This window comes from Shewanella algae, from assembly GCF_009183365.2.
GTDB lineage: Bacteria > Pseudomonadota > Gammaproteobacteria > Enterobacterales > Shewanellaceae > Shewanella > Shewanella algae.
This window is the reverse complement of sequence record NZ_CP068230.1, coordinates 2,927,970-2,943,949: the sequence shown is the minus strand read 5'-3', so window position 1 is coordinate 2,943,949 and position 15,980 is coordinate 2,927,970. Positions and strand designations below refer to the sequence as shown.

Annotated in this window: 10 protein-coding genes; 4 read left to right on the top strand and 6 right to left on the bottom strand. The window is 53.4% G+C overall.

All coding sequences use genetic code 11. The annotated features are described in order from the left end of the window. Positions 1–82 precede the first annotated feature (82 nt). Together fadI and fadJ are read left to right on the top strand one after the other, a co-directional pair. The gene (fadI, locus tag E1N14_RS13200) at positions 83–1,393 is read left to right on the top strand and encodes an acetyl-CoA C-acyltransferase FadI (protein WP_025011130.1); all 1,311 of its coding nucleotides are present in this window, start codon (positions 83–85) and stop codon (positions 1,391–1,393) included. Between the two features lie 6 nt (positions 1,394–1,399). Then, a complete protein-coding gene (gene fadJ / locus E1N14_RS13195; protein ID WP_037437251.1) occupies positions 1,400–3,538 on the top strand; it encodes a fatty acid oxidation complex subunit alpha FadJ in 2,139 nt (712 codons plus the stop codon). A 504-nt stretch (positions 3,539–4,042) separates the two neighbouring features. Here the strand turns inward: fadJ and E1N14_RS13190 are convergent. The 3 genes from E1N14_RS13190 to ggt form a co-directional block, all read right to left on the bottom strand. Further along, positions 4,043–5,671, bottom strand: a complete 1,629-nt coding sequence (locus E1N14_RS13190) for a methyl-accepting chemotaxis protein (RefSeq protein WP_025887179.1) — start codon at positions 5,669–5,671, stop codon at positions 4,043–4,045. A 344-nt stretch (positions 5,672–6,015) separates the two neighbouring features. Beyond that, a complete protein-coding gene (locus tag E1N14_RS13185) occupies positions 6,016–8,109 on the bottom strand; it encodes a putative Ig domain-containing protein (RefSeq protein WP_025011128.1) in 2,094 nt (697 codons plus the stop codon). A 571-nt stretch (positions 8,110–8,680) separates the two neighbouring features. After that, positions 8,681–10,423, bottom strand: coding sequence for a gamma-glutamyltransferase (ggt, locus tag E1N14_RS13180; protein WP_025011127.1), 1,743 nt, complete (start codon positions 10,421–10,423; stop codon positions 8,681–8,683). A 92-nt stretch (positions 10,424–10,515) separates the two neighbouring features. Between ggt and E1N14_RS13175 the strand changes: the two genes are divergently transcribed. Beyond that, a complete protein-coding gene (locus E1N14_RS13175; RefSeq protein ID WP_025011126.1) occupies positions 10,516–11,697 on the top strand; it encodes a GNAT family N-acetyltransferase in 1,182 nt (393 codons plus the stop codon). Here E1N14_RS13175 and E1N14_RS13170 read toward each other — a convergent pair. From E1N14_RS13170 to E1N14_RS13160, 3 genes are all read right to left on the bottom strand, one after another. Next, positions 11,694–12,308, bottom strand: coding sequence for a LysE family translocator (locus E1N14_RS13170; protein ID WP_025011125.1), 615 nt, complete (start codon positions 12,306–12,308; stop codon positions 11,694–11,696). The two genes, E1N14_RS13175 and E1N14_RS13170, sit on opposite strands and share 4 nt — an antisense overlap. A gap of 150 nt (positions 12,309–12,458) precedes the next feature. After that, positions 12,459–13,499: a 4-hydroxyphenylpyruvate dioxygenase gene (gene hppD, locus E1N14_RS13165; RefSeq protein WP_045282736.1), complete on the bottom strand. Its 1,041-nt coding sequence runs from the start codon at positions 13,497–13,499 to the stop codon at positions 12,459–12,461. Positions 13,500–13,570: 71 nt separating this feature from the next. Next, a complete protein-coding gene (locus E1N14_RS13160; protein WP_062793383.1) occupies positions 13,571–14,731 on the bottom strand; it encodes a homogentisate 1,2-dioxygenase in 1,161 nt (386 codons plus the stop codon). A gap of 244 nt (positions 14,732–14,975) precedes the next feature. On the opposite strand from E1N14_RS13160, the gene E1N14_RS13155 reads away from it, so the two are divergent. After that, positions 14,976–15,890, top strand: a complete 915-nt coding sequence (locus E1N14_RS13155) for a LysR family transcriptional regulator (protein WP_025011124.1) — start codon at positions 14,976–14,978, stop codon at positions 15,888–15,890. The last annotated feature ends 90 nt before the right edge of the window (positions 15,891–15,980 follow it).

Below are 15,980 nucleotides of genomic sequence, written 5' to 3'. Positions count from 1 at the left end.
AGTACGGGTCTCTTATGGAAAAACAATAAAGCGCAGCGTCAGGGCCAGTTTTCGGCGTGCGCCACTGTAAAGAGGGTGACAAATGAGTGACAGACAACAGGTAACCAATGCCAGGGGCGAGCGGATTGCCATAGTGGCCGGTCTGCGTACCCCGTTCGCCAAACAGGCGACGGCGTTTCACGGCGTATCGGCGCTGGATATGGGCAAGATGGTGGTCAATGAGCTGCTCAGTCGCAGTGAATTGGACCCCAAGCTGATTGAGCAGCTTGTCTACGGCCAGGTCGTACAGATGCCGGCAGCGCCCAATATTGCCCGTGAAATTGTCCTGGGTACCGGCATGAATTTGCACACAGATGCCTACAGTGTTACCCGTGCCTGTGCCACCAGTTTTCAGTCCACTGTCAATATTGCCGAGTCGATCATGACGGGCAATATCGAAATAGGCATAGCCGGGGGCTCGGACTCCTCCTCTGTGCTGCCTATCGGGGTGTCCCGCAAGTTGGCCCATGCCTTGGTCGATCTCAACAAGGCCCGCACCCTGGGACAGAAGTGGAACATAGTTCGCCGTCTGGGGTTTAAAGATCTCTTGCCTGTGCCGCCTGCTGTGGCCGAATATTCCACAGGCCTGTCCATGGGGCAAACCGCCGAGCAGATGGCCAAGAGCCACGGCATCAGCCGTGCCGATCAGGATGCGCTGGCCCACCGCTCTCATACCCTGGCGAGCCAGAGCTGGAATGAAGGCAAGCTCAAGGATGAAGTCATGGTGGCTCATGTGCCGCCCTACAAGAGTTTTATCGAGCGTGACAACAATATCCGCGACAACTCGTCCCTTGAGTCTTACGCCAAACTCAGACCCGTATTCGACCGCAAGCACGGCAGTGTCACCGCCGCCAACAGTACCCCGCTGACCGATGGCGCCTCGGCGGTGATCCTGATGAGCGAAGGCAAAGCCAAGGCCCTGGGTTACACCCCCATTGGCTATATCAAGAGCTATGCCTTCAGCGCCATAGATGTTTGGGAGGATATGCTGATGGGGCCATCCTACGCCACGCCACTGGCGCTGAAACGCGCCGGTATGCAGCTCGAAGATCTGACCCTGATAGAGATGCATGAAGCCTTTGCCGCCCAGACTTTGGCCAATATGAAGATGTTTGCCTCGAAGAAGTTTGCCGAGGAAAAACTCGGTCAGAGCCGCGCCATTGGTGAAATCGATATGAGCAAGTTCAACGTGCTCGGCGGCTCGCTGGCCTATGGCCATCCGTTTGCGGCCACGGGCACTCGCTTGATAACTCAAGTGTGTAATGAACTGAAACGCCGCGGTGGCGGTACGGGGCTGACAACCGCCTGTGCGGCCGGTGGTCTGGGTGTGGCAATGATAGTGGAAGTGGAGTAATTGCAGATGGAAAACAGCAACAAGAGTTTTAGCCTCAGCCGCCGCGACGATGGCATTGCCATTCTTTCCATGGATGTACCCGGCGAAAGCATGAATACCCTCAAGGCCGAATTCGGCCCTGAGATTAGCGCCTTGCTGAGCGAAATCAAAGCGGACAGCAGTATCAAGGGCTTGGTGATCATTTCAGGCAAGCCTGACTCCTTCGTGGCCGGCGCCGATATCTCCATGCTCGATGCCTGTCAAAGCGCCGCCGATGCCCGCGAGCTGTCGAGCTCAGGGCATAAGGTGTTTGCCGAACTTGAAGGGCTGAAGATCCCCGTGGTTGCAGCCATTCACGGCGCCTGTCTCGGTGGCGGCCTCGAGCTGGCACTGGCTTGCCATCTGCGGGTGTGCAGTGACGACAAGAAAACCATGTTGGGGGTGCCGGAAGTTCAGCTCGGTCTGCTGCCGGGCGGTGGTGGTACCCAGCGTCTGCCACGCCTGGTGGGGATCACCACAGCGCTTGATATGATGCTTACCGGTAAACAGGTTCGCCCCAAGCAGGCGCTGAAGATGGGGCTGGTGGACGATGTGGTGCCCAAGTCGATTCTGCTGGGGGCGGCGGTTGAACTGGCATTGGCCGGCAAAGCCAAGCGCGGTAAAGGCAAAAATAATAAGCCTATGATGAACAAGCTGCTCGAAAGCAACGGCTTTGGGCAGAAAATCATCTTTGATCAGGCCCGTAAACAGGTTGCCAGAAAAACCCAGGGTAACTATCCGGCGCCGGACAAGATCATCGACTGTGTGCGGGTGGGGATGAGCCAGGGGCTAGAGGCAGGTTTGGCCACAGAGGCGCGCCATTTCGGCGAGCTGGTGATGACGCCCGAGTCGGCGGCGCTGCGCTCCATCTTCTTTGCCACCACAGAAATGAAAAAGGAAACCGGCGCCGAAGGTGCTGAGCCCAGTCCGGTTCACAAGGCCGTAGTGCTCGGCGGTGGCCTGATGGGCGGCGGTATCGCCTCAGTGACCACCACCAAGGCCAAAATTCTGGTGCGGGTCAAGGATATCAGTGAGCAGGGACTCAGCAATGCGCTGGGCTATGCCTATAAGTTGCTGGATAAGGGCGTCAAGCGTCGGCATATGACCCCAGCGGTGCGTGATAAGCAGATGGCCTTGATGACGACGACTACAGATTATGTCGGGGTCAAGGATGCCGACATAGTGGTCGAGGCGGTATTTGAGGATCTCAACCTCAAGCATCAAATGGTGCGGGATATCGAACGCGAATGCGGTGAACACACTATTTTTGCGTCCAACACCTCGTCTCTGCCCATAGGTCAGATTGCCGAAGCCGCCGCCAGGCCGGAAAACGTCATCGGCTTGCATTACTTCTCGCCGGTAGAGAAGATGCCGCTGGTGGAAGTGATTGCTCACGACAAGACCTCCCCCCAGACGATAGCCACCACAGTGGCCTTTGCCCGCAAACAGGGCAAGACGCCGATAGTGGTGAAAGACGGCGCCGGTTTCTATGTGAATCGTATTTTGGCGCTCTATATGAATGAAGCGGCGCAGCTGCTGCTCGAGGGCAACAGTGTCGAGAGCCTGGATAAGGCGCTGGTGAAGTTTGGCTTCCCGGTCGGCCCTATCACTCTGCTCGATGAAGTGGGTATTGATGTGGGCGCCAAGATTTCGCCGATACTCGAAAAAGAGTTGGGTGAGCGTTTCGCTGCCCCCTCTGCCTTCGATAAGCTGCTCGCCGATGACCGCAAGGGGCGCAAGAACGCCAAGGGCTTCTATCTCTATGGTCCCAAAGCCGGCAAGAAGAAGGAAGTGGACAAGAGTGTTTATCAGGTGCTGGGGATAGCGCCGGGTGTTGGCGCCGAAAATGCCAACCTGGCAGAGCGCTGTGTGGTGCAGATGCTCAATGAAGCGGTGCGGTGTCTGGAAGAGGGCATCATAGCCTCTGCCCGCGACGGCGATATTGGCGCCATCTTCGGCATTGGCTTCCCGCCTTTCCTCGGTGGGCCTTTCCACTATATAGACACCATGGGCGCCGATCAGTTGCTGGCCAAGCTGGAACGCTTCCAGAGCCGCTTCGGCGACAGATTCGCCCCGAGTGAATTGCTCAAGACCATGGCCGCAGAAGGACGACGCTTCTTCGACTGACAGTGATTGGAATGGCTGTTCTTCGAATCGCCTTTGAGTAACAGCACTTTGAATAACAGTGCTTTGAGTTACAGTGCTTCGAATAACAGCGCTGCTTTACTGTAAAAGCGGCCTCAGGCCGCAACCCTCCAACCAAACGCCCCGGTAAGGCAGTAAATCACCGGGGCGTTTTTTTATAGAAGCTTGGGACGTCCCGCTCTTGGCAACCAAGGTGGCAGAGCTCAGGGAAGAGCAAGGAGCCAATCTAAATGAGTGGGTCGCTATGCTTATCAATGAGCAGAATGCTGATGTCAATCTGGCATCAGATACAGGGCGATGCCGCGTTTAATGATCTGAAAGCCTGTCCACTGGATAAGTCAGCCTTGGCAGAGGTTTTCTAGCCTTGATAAAGGCAAACTGACTACACGCTTTATCCAGTCAGCTTATCGGTTGTTTCCATGGTGAGCCGGCTTCTGTGGCTTGGCGGGATTCGCCGTAAGCCACAGAAGCCGGGTTAATGTTGACTCAGAGCTTGAATACTTCCATCCTGGCTTTGAGGCTATGGGTTAAGTTGCTGATCTCCTGGCACGCTATGGCCGTTTGCGATGCCCCTTCGGCCATTTCGGTCGACACGTTATTGATATGGTCGACACTGCGGTTCAACTCTTCCGATACCGCATTTTGCTCACTGCAGGCGGTAGCAATTTGAGTACTCATTTGGGCGATGTTTTCCACCGAATGCTCTATTTCGGTTATTTGGTTTCCGGCTTCGTTAACCTGCTCTACGCATTGGGTGATACCCGTCTGACATTCTTGGCTGGAAAGACCGATTTTGCTGCTGTTTTCCTGCAGTTGATTGACGATGTCGACAATTTGCGAGGTTGAATCCTGGGTGCGCTGCGCCAAAGAGCGCACTTCGTCCGCGACCACGGCAAATCCACGTCCTTGCTCACCGGCTCTAGCCGCTTCTATGGCGGCATTCAGTGCCAGGAGGTTGGTTTGTTCCGCGATGCCGCGAATAACGTCGACCACCATATTGATGTTGTTTGAGCTTGATTCCAGCTCCCTTGCCAATAGATCGGATTGCTGAATGCTCTTGGACACTTGCTCGATAACCGCCACTGTGCGTTGCAGGGTAGCAGTGCCTTGTTTGGCCACTTCGGTTGCCGAATAGGCCGACGTTGCCCCGGCCTCGGTGTTTTGGGCCACTTCGGCGACTGCTGCCTGCATTTGGGTCATGGCCGATGCGACAGAGCTGAGCTCTGATTGCTGGTTTTGCATACTCGAGGCATTTTGCGCCGAAATGGCACTCACTTCCTCCACCGCTGCGGTCAGTTGGATGGTGGAGTCGCTGATCTCAGACACCAGAGAGTGGAGGTTGGCCTGCATGGTGACCAACTCTTTCAGTAGTGTTCCCAGCTCATCCTTGGTCAGGGCCTGCTCATCTATGGCGTTATTCAGTTGTCCCTTGGCTATCTTGGCGGCGAATTTCAGGGCCCTGTCTATGGGGCGGCAAATTGCCCGCGAGAGCAAGGTAGAGGAGAGGGCTATCACCATTATGATGATGAGCGCGCCTATGGCAGCACCGTACTGGGTCAATGAGGCTTCATGCTGAACGTCATCACTGATTTTATTGATTAATTCATCATTGAGCCCCAAGGTATTGTCGAGACTCGTCAAGGCGCGGGAATAGGTATCAAAGCTGGAGAGGATCACCTGATTGGCGGTTGTCGCATCACCTTTTTTCAATAGTTCATTATAGGAACGGGTTTCCTGAATGTATTGATTCCAGGTGTCTTTAAAGGCTTTAAAAGCGTTCTGCTCTTGCCTGCTCAGTTCCAAAGCTTCGTAGGCGACTATGCCCGCCTGAACGTCGGCTCTCAGTTTATCCAGCCCTTGCAGCCATTCACCTATTTGCGGGTTATCTATATTGGGAAGCAGTGAAAACTCATCTTTTCGAACCTTGGTGATATCGACCTGGATACCTTTCAATATGGCCACCGAAGGCAGGCTCTTGTCGGTCAGCACCTTGATATTTTGGTTCAATGCCGACAGGCTCAGTACCAATAATATGGCTACAGCAGCAAATACCACAAAGACGACCAGGTAACTCGCCCATATTTTTTTAACGACACTTAAGTCTCTAATATTCATTTACTTCCCCATCAAGGATTGGCTATTAGACAAATGTACAATAACTATAGCCTGATTCCGGGGGACTCCCACCTGTTATAAACAGTTTGCTATTCCGTTTGAAGATTGTGACTTTTCCAACGTTTGTGGGTGATGCCAAGTGAGTGCTAAAGCCAAAGCCAGGCGGGAGTTGTGTTTTTGCCAAGGGGAATAAATATGCGGCGTTACATGCTACGAGCCACTAAAGAAAGGTAGAGCGGGTTTACTTGAGATAAAAAAGCCGGTCAGCATCTTGCCCACCGGCTTGGTAGAGTTCACGGCATCAGAGCCCTATTCCGTCAAGGCGCCGATTCTATTTAGCGGTATCACTCGTTATTGCCTGTCCCTGTCCATTGGATATTGGCTTTAATCTCTTCCACCAGACCGGCATCCTCTTCGGTAACATGACCTATAACACTGTAAATTTTGCCGACAACAGGTTGCTCGATATCGAATTGCGCCTGGCAGTATTCGATACTATTTTCTTCACCGGGGAACAGATAGGCAGGAATGCGATATTCCATACCTTCGTAGCTGAGGTTGAGGTCGTAAAACTCCCTTACCTCATCACAGCTGAAGTCGGTGTTGGGCACATCGAAGTAGAGCCCCACCTTGGCGCCGCCATTATCCGCAGCTGTCATCTGCATGGTCAGGTGACCGAGCTGATAGGTCGCTTCCGTGGCCGCCGGCAGCTCCGCTGTAAACATACGACCTTGGGCATCGTCATCAGACTCAATATCCAGACGTTTTTCTACATCATCGGCTTTGCTGAACAGGGTATAGCGACCGTCCCATAGTTGCAGCACTTTGGCATTGTCACCGACACCGGCAATGGCGTCGTTCAGCTTGATGGTTTCCTGATGTTCAACACCTTCATCATCGCCGTACTCCAGCACCATTTGGCCTAGTTCATTAATGATATAAGTGGAGACTTCCACGGTTGCAGTGGCGGAACATTCGCTGAGGTTGTCTTGAGTGCGGACATTACGCAGCACAGAGCCGTTTTTGAACTCCAGAGTGTCGCACCATACTTGCATCACACCGTCGTCGTTCTCGTCGGCAGAACCCCATTCTGTAGTGAACCAGGTTTTGCCTTCCAGCGGATGTTTGGGCTCTGGTTCGACACCGTTATCGGCAACCTTGACTTTGAGGTCGGTCTTCACAGCTGCATGTTTGCCGTCATTGACTGTCACAGTGATCACAAAGTCGCCGGCAACCAGAGGCTTGCCGGACAAACGCAATGAGTCACCTTGCTCAATTTTCAGGGCGATACCTTGCATATCCGTCATGGCGCTGAAGGTCAGTTGATCTTTATCCTGATCGCCAAACAGCTCATCCAGGTCAATCACCTGATCGATTTGATTGCCTACTGTCAGCGACATGCGTGCCAGTTCAGCTTCCAGTTCGGCTTTTTCAGCCGGGTTGATGACAGGAGCATGGTTGATACTGCTGACTTCAATCTCAATTTCCAGTGGGTATGAGCGGGCGCCCTTGCTGTCGGTGGCGTAAGCGTGCAGCTCAATTTCACCGGCTACCTTAGGTGTACCGCTGAGTACGCCTGTTTTGGCATCGAATGCCAGGCCCAGGGTTTCCAGTGCTATGTTGCCATCTTCCTCCATCAGGCTCAGAGTGAAGCTGTCGTTGTCCTTGTCGGCAAAAGCGGCTGACAAATCTACGGCAGTCATCGGCTGACCCAGTTCCACTTCAATTTGGGTCAGCTTGTCCAGCTCAGTCTGGCTCAAGGCAATATGAGGCCTGTGGTTGGACTCTACACCGCCTTCTGGGGTGATCACCGGCTCGTAGTCGTCGAGTTTGTCACCGGCTTCTACCTTGGCAGCCACATCTTCAACCAAGCGTTGCAGATGCGCTTCAGCCAGGCCCTGATGGCTAACCAGCGTCTCGCCGACAATGTTCAGCGCTTGAGCGACCTTGTTGGCACTACTCTTGGCCAGATAGTCACCAAACAGCAGCTCTGGTTCGGCTTTAAGTTCTGCAAATTGAGCCGACACGGCTTGTTCGGCATCCGCCTTGGATACACCTTGGTTGGCATCCATATGCTTGACAACCAAGTCGGTCAGCGGGCTGATCACTTGGCTGTTGGCATCTTTGCTTGCCGGGGCCTTGAGCTCAAAGTTTTTTTTCACCAAGCCGCGGCTTTCATCCATGGTCTTGTCGGCAACAGCCTTAACACACAGTGTTTGTCCCTGATATTGGCCATCGATCCGGGCAATACCGCCTTTGCCGGTTGTCGCCACTTTGGTTTGGCAGTTTTCGCCGGCATAAACGTCGGCATTCACCAGATAACCATCAATGGCTGTGACCGAAAATGATTTGGCTGTGGGGTTGTCATTGTTGTCGCTGCCGCCGCAACCGGCCAGTGCCAGTGCAATTGACGCTGCAAGCAAAGTCGTCTTCTTCATTCTTTATCCCAAAATAATTTGAGCGCCTTGATGACGCCCATCCACCTTTTTAGATACAAAAGTTCCATTTAAAGGGATGCAGATGATAACTTTGATAAATAAAAGATAAATTGATTGGCATCACATAAAATTCCTGATTAAAAACAGTGTGATAGGTTGAATTTTGAGCTGTGGTTTAATTTTGAACACATATTGGCGTCATAATCGCCAAAAGTGCCGCTATCTGAGTTTTTACTTGTCAGAAGCAAGGAATTGTGCCGCCTGAATGGATTGATAAATGCTTATAAATAAGAGGGTTATTGATGGCTTGTTAATTGCGTCTCGGGTAGCAGAAATGAAAGCTCTGGATTGAATTAGCGCATATTTAGCCCACGCCAAGGCGCGGAGGTTAAGCCGCCGGTTTGTTAAAAGTGAACCTTGGTTCAGTGTAAAAAAACAGCTCCGCAAGAGTGGCATCTGCGGAGCTGTTTTAAATGAGAGTTAAGCCGAATTTAATGCCCGTCGCTCACTACTTTGTTTCAGAAACCTATCTAAGGAGTTTTTTCAGTGGCTTAGGTTTAGGTAACTGGGCTCAGTAGCCCGCCGCTTCGCTGCCGGCACGGCGCGGGTCAGATGCACCAAATTTACCTTCTTCGGTCACCATAATGCTCTGGGTGCTGCCCATGGAACTTTTGACCTTGACCTGGTGGCCCATGGCTTCCAGCAGCGCTATGGTGTCACCATTGAGGCTGCGCTCAACCCGAATTTCATCCGGCAGCCACTGGTGATGCATTCGCGGCGCAAAGCTGGCTTCGGCGATATTCAGGTCGTGGTCAATCACATTCATGATGATCTGCAGCACTGTGGTAATGATCCTGGCGCCACCCGGGCTGCCGGTAACCAGAAACGGCTGACCGTCTTTCATTATCATGGTCGGGCTCATGGAGCTCAGTGGCCGCTTGTTGCCCTGTACCGAGTTGGCTTCACCGCCCACTAGGCCATAACCGTTGGGGGTGCCGGGTTTGGCTGAGAAATCATCCATCTCATTGTTCAGCAAAATCCCTGTACCATCGGCCACCAGCCCAGAGCCATAACTGAAGTTGAGGGTATAGGTGTTGGATACCGCATTGCCCCATTTATCCACGACCGAGTAGTGAGTTGTCTGGTCACTTTCATAGGGGGCCAGTTTGCCGGGTTTGACCTGGCTTGAAGGGGTGGCGTGCTTGCTGTCGATGCTCTTGGCCAATGTCTGGGCATAATCCGGGCTCAACAGGGCTTTGACCGGCACAGGATAGAAATCCGGATCGCCGAGATACTCGCTGCGATCGGCATAGGCCCGTCTCATGGCCTCGGCCATAAGATGCAAAGTGGCGGCGGTGTTGTGGCCCAGATCATGGATGGGGTACTGCTCGAGAATGTTGAGGATCTCTATGATATGGATGCCACCCGATGATGGCGGCGGCATGGAAACCACCTCATAGCCTCGATAGTGTCCGCGCACCGGCTGGCGCTCTATGGCCTGATAGTTGTTGAGATCCTCAAGGGTCATGATGCCGCCGGCGGCCTGAATGGCACTCACCAGTTTCTCGGCGGTTTCCCCTTGGTAAAATCCTTTGCTGCCCTGTTTGGCAATCAGCTCCAGCGAGTGAGCCAACTCAGGCTGCTTGATGATTTCGCCCGGTACAAAGCTGCTGCCATCTGCCTTGTAGAAGATGGCGGCAGAGCTTGGCCATTGGGAGATGCGGCGCTTAACCCCATCGAGGGAGTTGGCCAGATCTGAAGTAACGCTGATCCCATCCCGCGCCAGTTTGATCGCCGGGGCTATCACTTGCTCCCGTTTCATGGTGCCATACTTGGACAGGGCCAGCTCCATGCCCATCACAGTGCCGGGAACGCCTACCGCCAGGCCGTGCTCGCGGCTGAGTTTATTGACCGCATTGCCCTTGTCATCGAGGAAGATATCCCTGTGGGCCTTGGAAGGCGCCATCTCCCGATAGTCTATGGCTATGGTCTTGTTTTCCTTCGCCAGGTGTACCAGCATGAAACCGCCGCCACCTATATTGCCTGCCCGGGGCAAAGTCACTGCCAGGGCATAACCCACGGCCACTGCTGCATCTACTGCGTTGCCGCCTTGCTTGAGAATATCCACCCCGATACGGGAAGCCAGTGCCTCCTGGCTGGAAACCATGCCATGCTTGGCCCAAACGGGCTGGGCTGTGGCCATTTCACTGTAAATCGAGGATTCGTTGGCGGTAGCTTGTGGGCTGTAACTCAGGGTGGAGGCTGCAGGCAGAGCCAGAGCGACGGCGAAGATCAGCGGTTTTATCAGACGCACTATATTTCCTTATACTGCTTTTGCTTAAGTTGCTATGCAATGTGCCGCCAATTATCCTTGATTGCAAGTTTGCCTCGGCATATGGAATAAATTTGGACAATAAGCACTGGCAGTGGCGTTTTGCCGCCAGCATTGATGAGATCCCCGCCGCCGAGTGGGATCTGTGTCTGGCTGAAGATGGAAAAACAGAGCCGGACAACCCTTTTTGCCGACATGCTTTTTTGAAGGCGCTGGAGCAAAGTGGCAGTGTTTGCGCCGCAGCCGGCTGGCAACCCATGCATTTACAGCTGTTTTGCAACGACAGGCGTTTGGCTGTGATGCCTCTCTATCTCAAGGAGCACTCCTGGGGCGAATATGTGTTCGACTGGGCCTGGGCCGATGCCTATCAGCGCCACGGTGAAGCCTATTATCCCAAGCTGGTCTGCGCCATTCCCTTTACGCCTGTCACCGGCCCAAGACTCGGGATAGCGCCTGAGGCCAGGGCGGCGGCCGCTGATATCCAGCAGGCGCTGGGGAAACTGTTTTGGCAACTGCTCGAAAGCTACTCCTCCTGGCATTGGCTGTTTGTCAGCAAGGGGCAACTCGAGTCATTGCGGCATTTGCCCCAGACCTTGGTGCGGGAAGGAACGCAGTTTCATTGGTTTAACCGGGGTTACAGCAACTTTGATGATTTTTTGGCGCGGCTCAACTCCAAACGGCGCAAGAATATTCTCAAAGAGCGCCGCGCCTTGGCTGGCTTGCAGTTTGTCTGGCTCAGGGGCGATGAACTGCAAGATTGGCACTGGCAGCTTTTCTATCGCTGCTATCGGCAAACCTATCTGAAACGCTCCGGCCACCGGGGATATCTTCAGCCCGACTTTTTCAAGCAACTCGGTAAGTTGATGGCGGCCGAGGTGCGTTTGCTCCTGGTGCACCGCTTGGGCGAAGCGCCGCAGCAGGCGCTGGCATGCGCGCTTTATCTGCAGGGGAAAGATACTCTTTATGGCCGCTATTGGGGCGCACTTGAGGAGATCCCGGCGCTGCATTTCGAAGCCTGTTACTGGCAGGGGATAGACTACTGTATCGAGAACGGCCTCAGTTGCTTCAACGCCGGTGCCCAGGGGGAGCACAAGCTTATCCGCGGCTTTGAGTGTGTCACCACCTATTCGCTGCATGGCATAGCGCATCCGGGCTTTCGGGAGGCGATAGCCGATTTCTGTCAAACAGAGGCCGGCAACAACCGCTTGTATCAAGCGCAGTTGCAGCAGGCCTTACCCTACAAAAAGGGCGATTAACCCAGCGCCAGCCAGACACCGACCCCCAGCATCAGACTGCCGGCTATCCGGTTGAGCAGGCGGACATTGTTGCCACGGCTCAAAAACAGCCTCAGGCTCTTGCCGCCATTGGCATAGGCCAGCATGCAGATGAGTTCGGTACACATGATAATGCCGATGAGTGCCGTCAGTTGCGGTGCCATAGGTTGCTGCAGATTAATAAAGGGAGGCAGCAAGGAAATCATAAAGGCCCAGCCCTTGGGATTGGCAATAGCGGTGACAAAGCCTTGGGAGATCAACGCTGTGCGCTTGATACTTCTGGGTTGGTCCAGATTGGCCATCTTGCCCTTGGCCCGCCACATATTGATGCCGAGCCAGATAAGATAGGCACCGCCAAGATATTTGAGCCCCTGGAAGATCATCGGATGTTTCAACATAACCGTGGCCACGCCCAGCACGGCCGCCAAAGCCACCAGGGCGACCCCCACGAGTTCACCCAGCATCATCCACAGAGTGCGGCGCACCCCAATGCTCATCCCCAGTGTCATGGCCAGGGTCATGCACATTCCCGGGGTAACGGAAACAAAGAAAAAGGTTGGAATAAAAGCGGCGAGCAGGGCGTAGTCTTGCATTTTGGGTACAGCTGTCTCTCAAAAAAGGGAGATCAGTCTAATGAAATCCTACCGGGTGACAAAGTAAAAAATTGCAGTGCTCAATACACTAAGGCGGAAAACAAGAGACCGATCATCAGATCGGTCTCAAACAGGTGATTTCGCTATCGGTTACAGCACGCCACGCTTCATTTGATCGCGCTCGATGGATTCGAACAACGCCTTGAAGTTACCCTCGCCAAAGCCGAGGTTGTTCTTGCGCTGAATAATCTCGATAAAGATGGGGCCGAACAGGTTTTTGGTGAAGATCTGCAGCAGGTAGCCACTGTCATCCCCGTCCACCAGAATTTGATGATGCTTTATCTTGTCACGGTTTTCAGTCACCTGAGGCACCTTGTCGAAGATGGTGTCGTAGTATTCAGGGATGATGTCCAGGGTCTCGATTGAGGTTCCTTCCATGGCATCGAGCGAGGCGACGATATCCCGGGTGCGGAACGCCAGATGTTGCACGCCCGGGCCGTTATATTCGCGCAGGTACTCATCAATCTGGTTTTTGTCGTCACCCTTGCCCTCATTGATGGGGATACAGAAGCTACCATCGGGAGAGCGCAGGGCGTAGGAGACCAAGGCGGTTTGTACGCCGCTGATATCGAAGTAACGCACTTCGGTGAATCCGAAGATATCCTTATAGAAATCAGACCATTGTTCCATGGTACCCTTGTGGACATTGTTGGTCAGGTGATCCACTTCCATAAAGCCTTTTTCTGGGACTATCACAGGGGCTGGCAGGTCGACAAAGTCTGTCTTGTAGATATTGTCCTGCTCGCCGAAACGGTCGATGAAGTAAATCAGGCTGTCGCCTATACCATAGATTGCCGGGTAGGGCAGATCAGTGTGGGCCTGATCCGCCGGACGGGCGCCGCGGGATACCGCCAGTTGCAGGGCATAATTGGCATCTTCTACCCGCCACCCCATGGAGCAGATGGCCGGGCCATGGTGCTTGGCAAATTCGGCGCTGAAGCCTTGACGCTCCTTGTTGAGCAGAAAATTAATGTCATTCTGCTTGTAATAGAAAATCTCCCTGTCCTTGGCTTTTTTCAGCATGGAGAAACCAAAGTCGATAAAGACCTGGTGCATGAAATCACTGTCCGGGGTTGCAAACTCGGTGAATTCGATACCGAGCAGTCCCAGTGGATTCTTTTCGCTTGCCATTTCTATGTCCTCTTCAATGATGTTGCTTGCGGCCATTCTCTGATGGCCTTGCTGGATATTCGTTTCCGGGCTCAGCCTTCGAGCCAGGAGCGGTTGTAATCAGTACTCATGCAGCTTTGCACATGGGTGGTTAACTGCAGCGGGGCAAAGGTGTCCACCATAACGGCGTATTCATAGGTGTCTTTCTTGCCGATGGAGGCTTCGGTGCGCCCGGGCTGTGGCCCATGAGGCACGCCTTTTTGATGCAGTGTCAGGTAACCGGCTTCTATGCCGGTGCGGCTCATAAAGTCGCCATCCACATAGTAGAGCACCTCGTCACTGTCGATATTGTTGTGGTAGTAAGGTGCCGGGATCGCCTTGGGATGGAAGTCGTAAGGTCTGGGAACAAAGTTGCAGATAACAAAGTTGTGGGCGGTAAACACCAGATGATCCGATGGGGGCAGGTGAATCTTGCCTACCTTGGGCGCGTACTCTGTGATGTTGAAGGCCCAGGGGTAGACAAAACCGTCCCAACCCACCAGATCAAAAGGATGCCATTCCAGCTGAGTCAGCTGATACTTGTCGCCAAACTTGCTGACCAGAGGGAACTCCCCTTGCTCGACCCTGGCCTCTGTCAGTTCGGGTACCCGGATATCCCGCTCGCAATAGGGCGCCGACTCCAGCAACTGGCCATAGTCATTGCGAAAGTGTTTGGGGATCTCCACCATGGAGAAGGATTCGATCACCAACAAGCGCACATTACTGTAGTCCTTGAATTTCAACTGATAGGTGGTGCCGCGGGGGATCACCAGATAGTCCCACTTTTGCACCTTGAGCTTGCCGTATTCACTTAAGAGCTCGCCTTCACCCTCGTGGACAAATACCACCTCGTCGGCGTAGGCATTGCGGTAGAACAGCTCGGTATCCTCGGTGACTCTGGCAGTATAAATCGCCAGATCCTGATTGAAGAAAATCTTGTTGCGGGCACAGAAGAAGTGCCCCTGTCTGTCGGCCTGTTTACTGTCCAGTTTATAGTTCTGTACCAGGGAGTCCTGCCACACTTCACCATGGCTGAGCTCAAAAGGCTCAACGGTTAACGCCTTGGTAGGCATATTGTGGTGATACTTGTTGGAATAGATATTGGAAAAGCCATGGGTTGAAAACAGCTCTTCACGGTAGAGTTCACCGGATGGCTTCTCAAATGCGATATGGCGCTTGTTGGGAACCTGCCCCTGTTTTACATAAAATGGCATCTGACTCTTCCTTGGTGGCGCTTGCTGTTAACCTTCTTTGGGAACCTTCGGCGGCCACTGTTGTTATTCTTGTTCTCTTTGCGCTCTTGTCTGTCGGAATTGCCGGTCGCTAGCAGCGCAAATGAGCCGTTTTTGTGATCTATCTTTCAATTTAGTTGCGCGCTTGTACAAAAAAAAGAATAATTATTCGGCATACTCAATCTAAAAATTTGATTGTCTTGTTGGATTTACGGGAGTGTAAACCTTGCGTATCGATATCGACGCCTTCAATGTGCTTAAGGTGGTGGTGGAAGAGGGCAGTTTTGCCAAGGCGGCAGAGCGTCTGCACAAGGCGCAGTCGGCGGTGAGTTATCAGATAAAGAAACTGGAACAATATCTTGGCGTTAATCTGCTTGACCGTAATCAATACCGGGCCGAGCTGACTCACGAAGGGCGGGTTATTTTGGCCGAGGGACAACGCTTGCTGGCGCATCTTGGCAATATAGAGCATCTGGCCAGCCGTTTCAGTGAGGGCTGGGAGCCCAGATTGGAGCTGGTGATAGACGGCGCCTTGCCGATGGAGCCTATCATGACCGCCCTCAAGCGCATGACAGAGCATAAGATCCCGACCAAAATCCAGCTCAATATGGAGTTTCTCGGTGGGGTACAACACAGGTTTGAGCGCGACAGCGCTGATCTTATGTTGGTGAAAGACTATCGCAGTGGCCCCAGTTACCACCCCAAGCCCCTGCCTGCTATCACCAGTGTGTTGGTGGCAGGTAAAGACCACCCCTTGACTTCGCGCCGCGGCATTACCCTGTCAGAATTGCAGCAACATGTGGAGCTCACCATCGAAGACTCATCACCGGTCAAGAGCCAGCGCGATGAGCTGCAGTTCGGCGGCGACAAGGTCTTTTATCTCTCCGGTTTCATCATGAAAAAGAACGCCTTGCTCAAGGGCCTGGGTTTTGGCTGGATGCCGGACTTCCTGATAACCGAAGAGCTGGCTTGTGGTGATTTAAGTGAGCTGGACTTTGTCGGCGGCAGCCGTTTTCGTTTTATTCCTCAGTTGGTGTCGACGCTGGAGCGGCCTCTTGGCCGTGCAGGAAGGCTGTTTACTGAGCTGATTCTGGAGGAGTTTGAGCGCTTTCAGGGGGATAATGCCAGCGGTCTGGGTTGAAGCATTCTGTTACTTTTTACTCAAATCACATCCGTCTCCTCACTTGCTGTTTTGACATTTTATGTCATAGACTGAGTGCCAGGTCATTCA

Coding starts and splice junctions, on each gene's coding strand:
- hppD (WP_045282736.1), bottom strand. CDS start 13,499: ATGGCAAGCGAAAAGAATCCACTGGGACTGCTCGGTATCGAATTCACC.
- E1N14_RS13160 (WP_062793383.1), bottom strand. CDS start 14,731: ATGCCATTTTATGTAAAACAGGGGCAGGTTCCCAACAAGCGCCATATC.
- E1N14_RS13190 (WP_025887179.1), bottom strand. CDS start 5,671: ATGAATATTAGAGACTTAAGTGTCGTTAAAAAAATATGGGCGAGTTAC.
- fadJ (WP_037437251.1), top strand. CDS start 1,400: ATGGAAAACAGCAACAAGAGTTTTAGCCTCAGCCGCCGCGACGATGGC.
- E1N14_RS13170 (WP_025011125.1), bottom strand. CDS start 12,308: ATGCAAGACTACGCCCTGCTCGCCGCTTTTATTCCAACCTTTTTCTTT.
- fadI (WP_025011130.1), top strand. CDS start 83: ATGAGTGACAGACAACAGGTAACCAATGCCAGGGGCGAGCGGATTGCC.
- E1N14_RS13185 (WP_025011128.1), bottom strand. CDS start 8,109: ATGAAGAAGACGACTTTGCTTGCAGCGTCAATTGCACTGGCACTGGCC.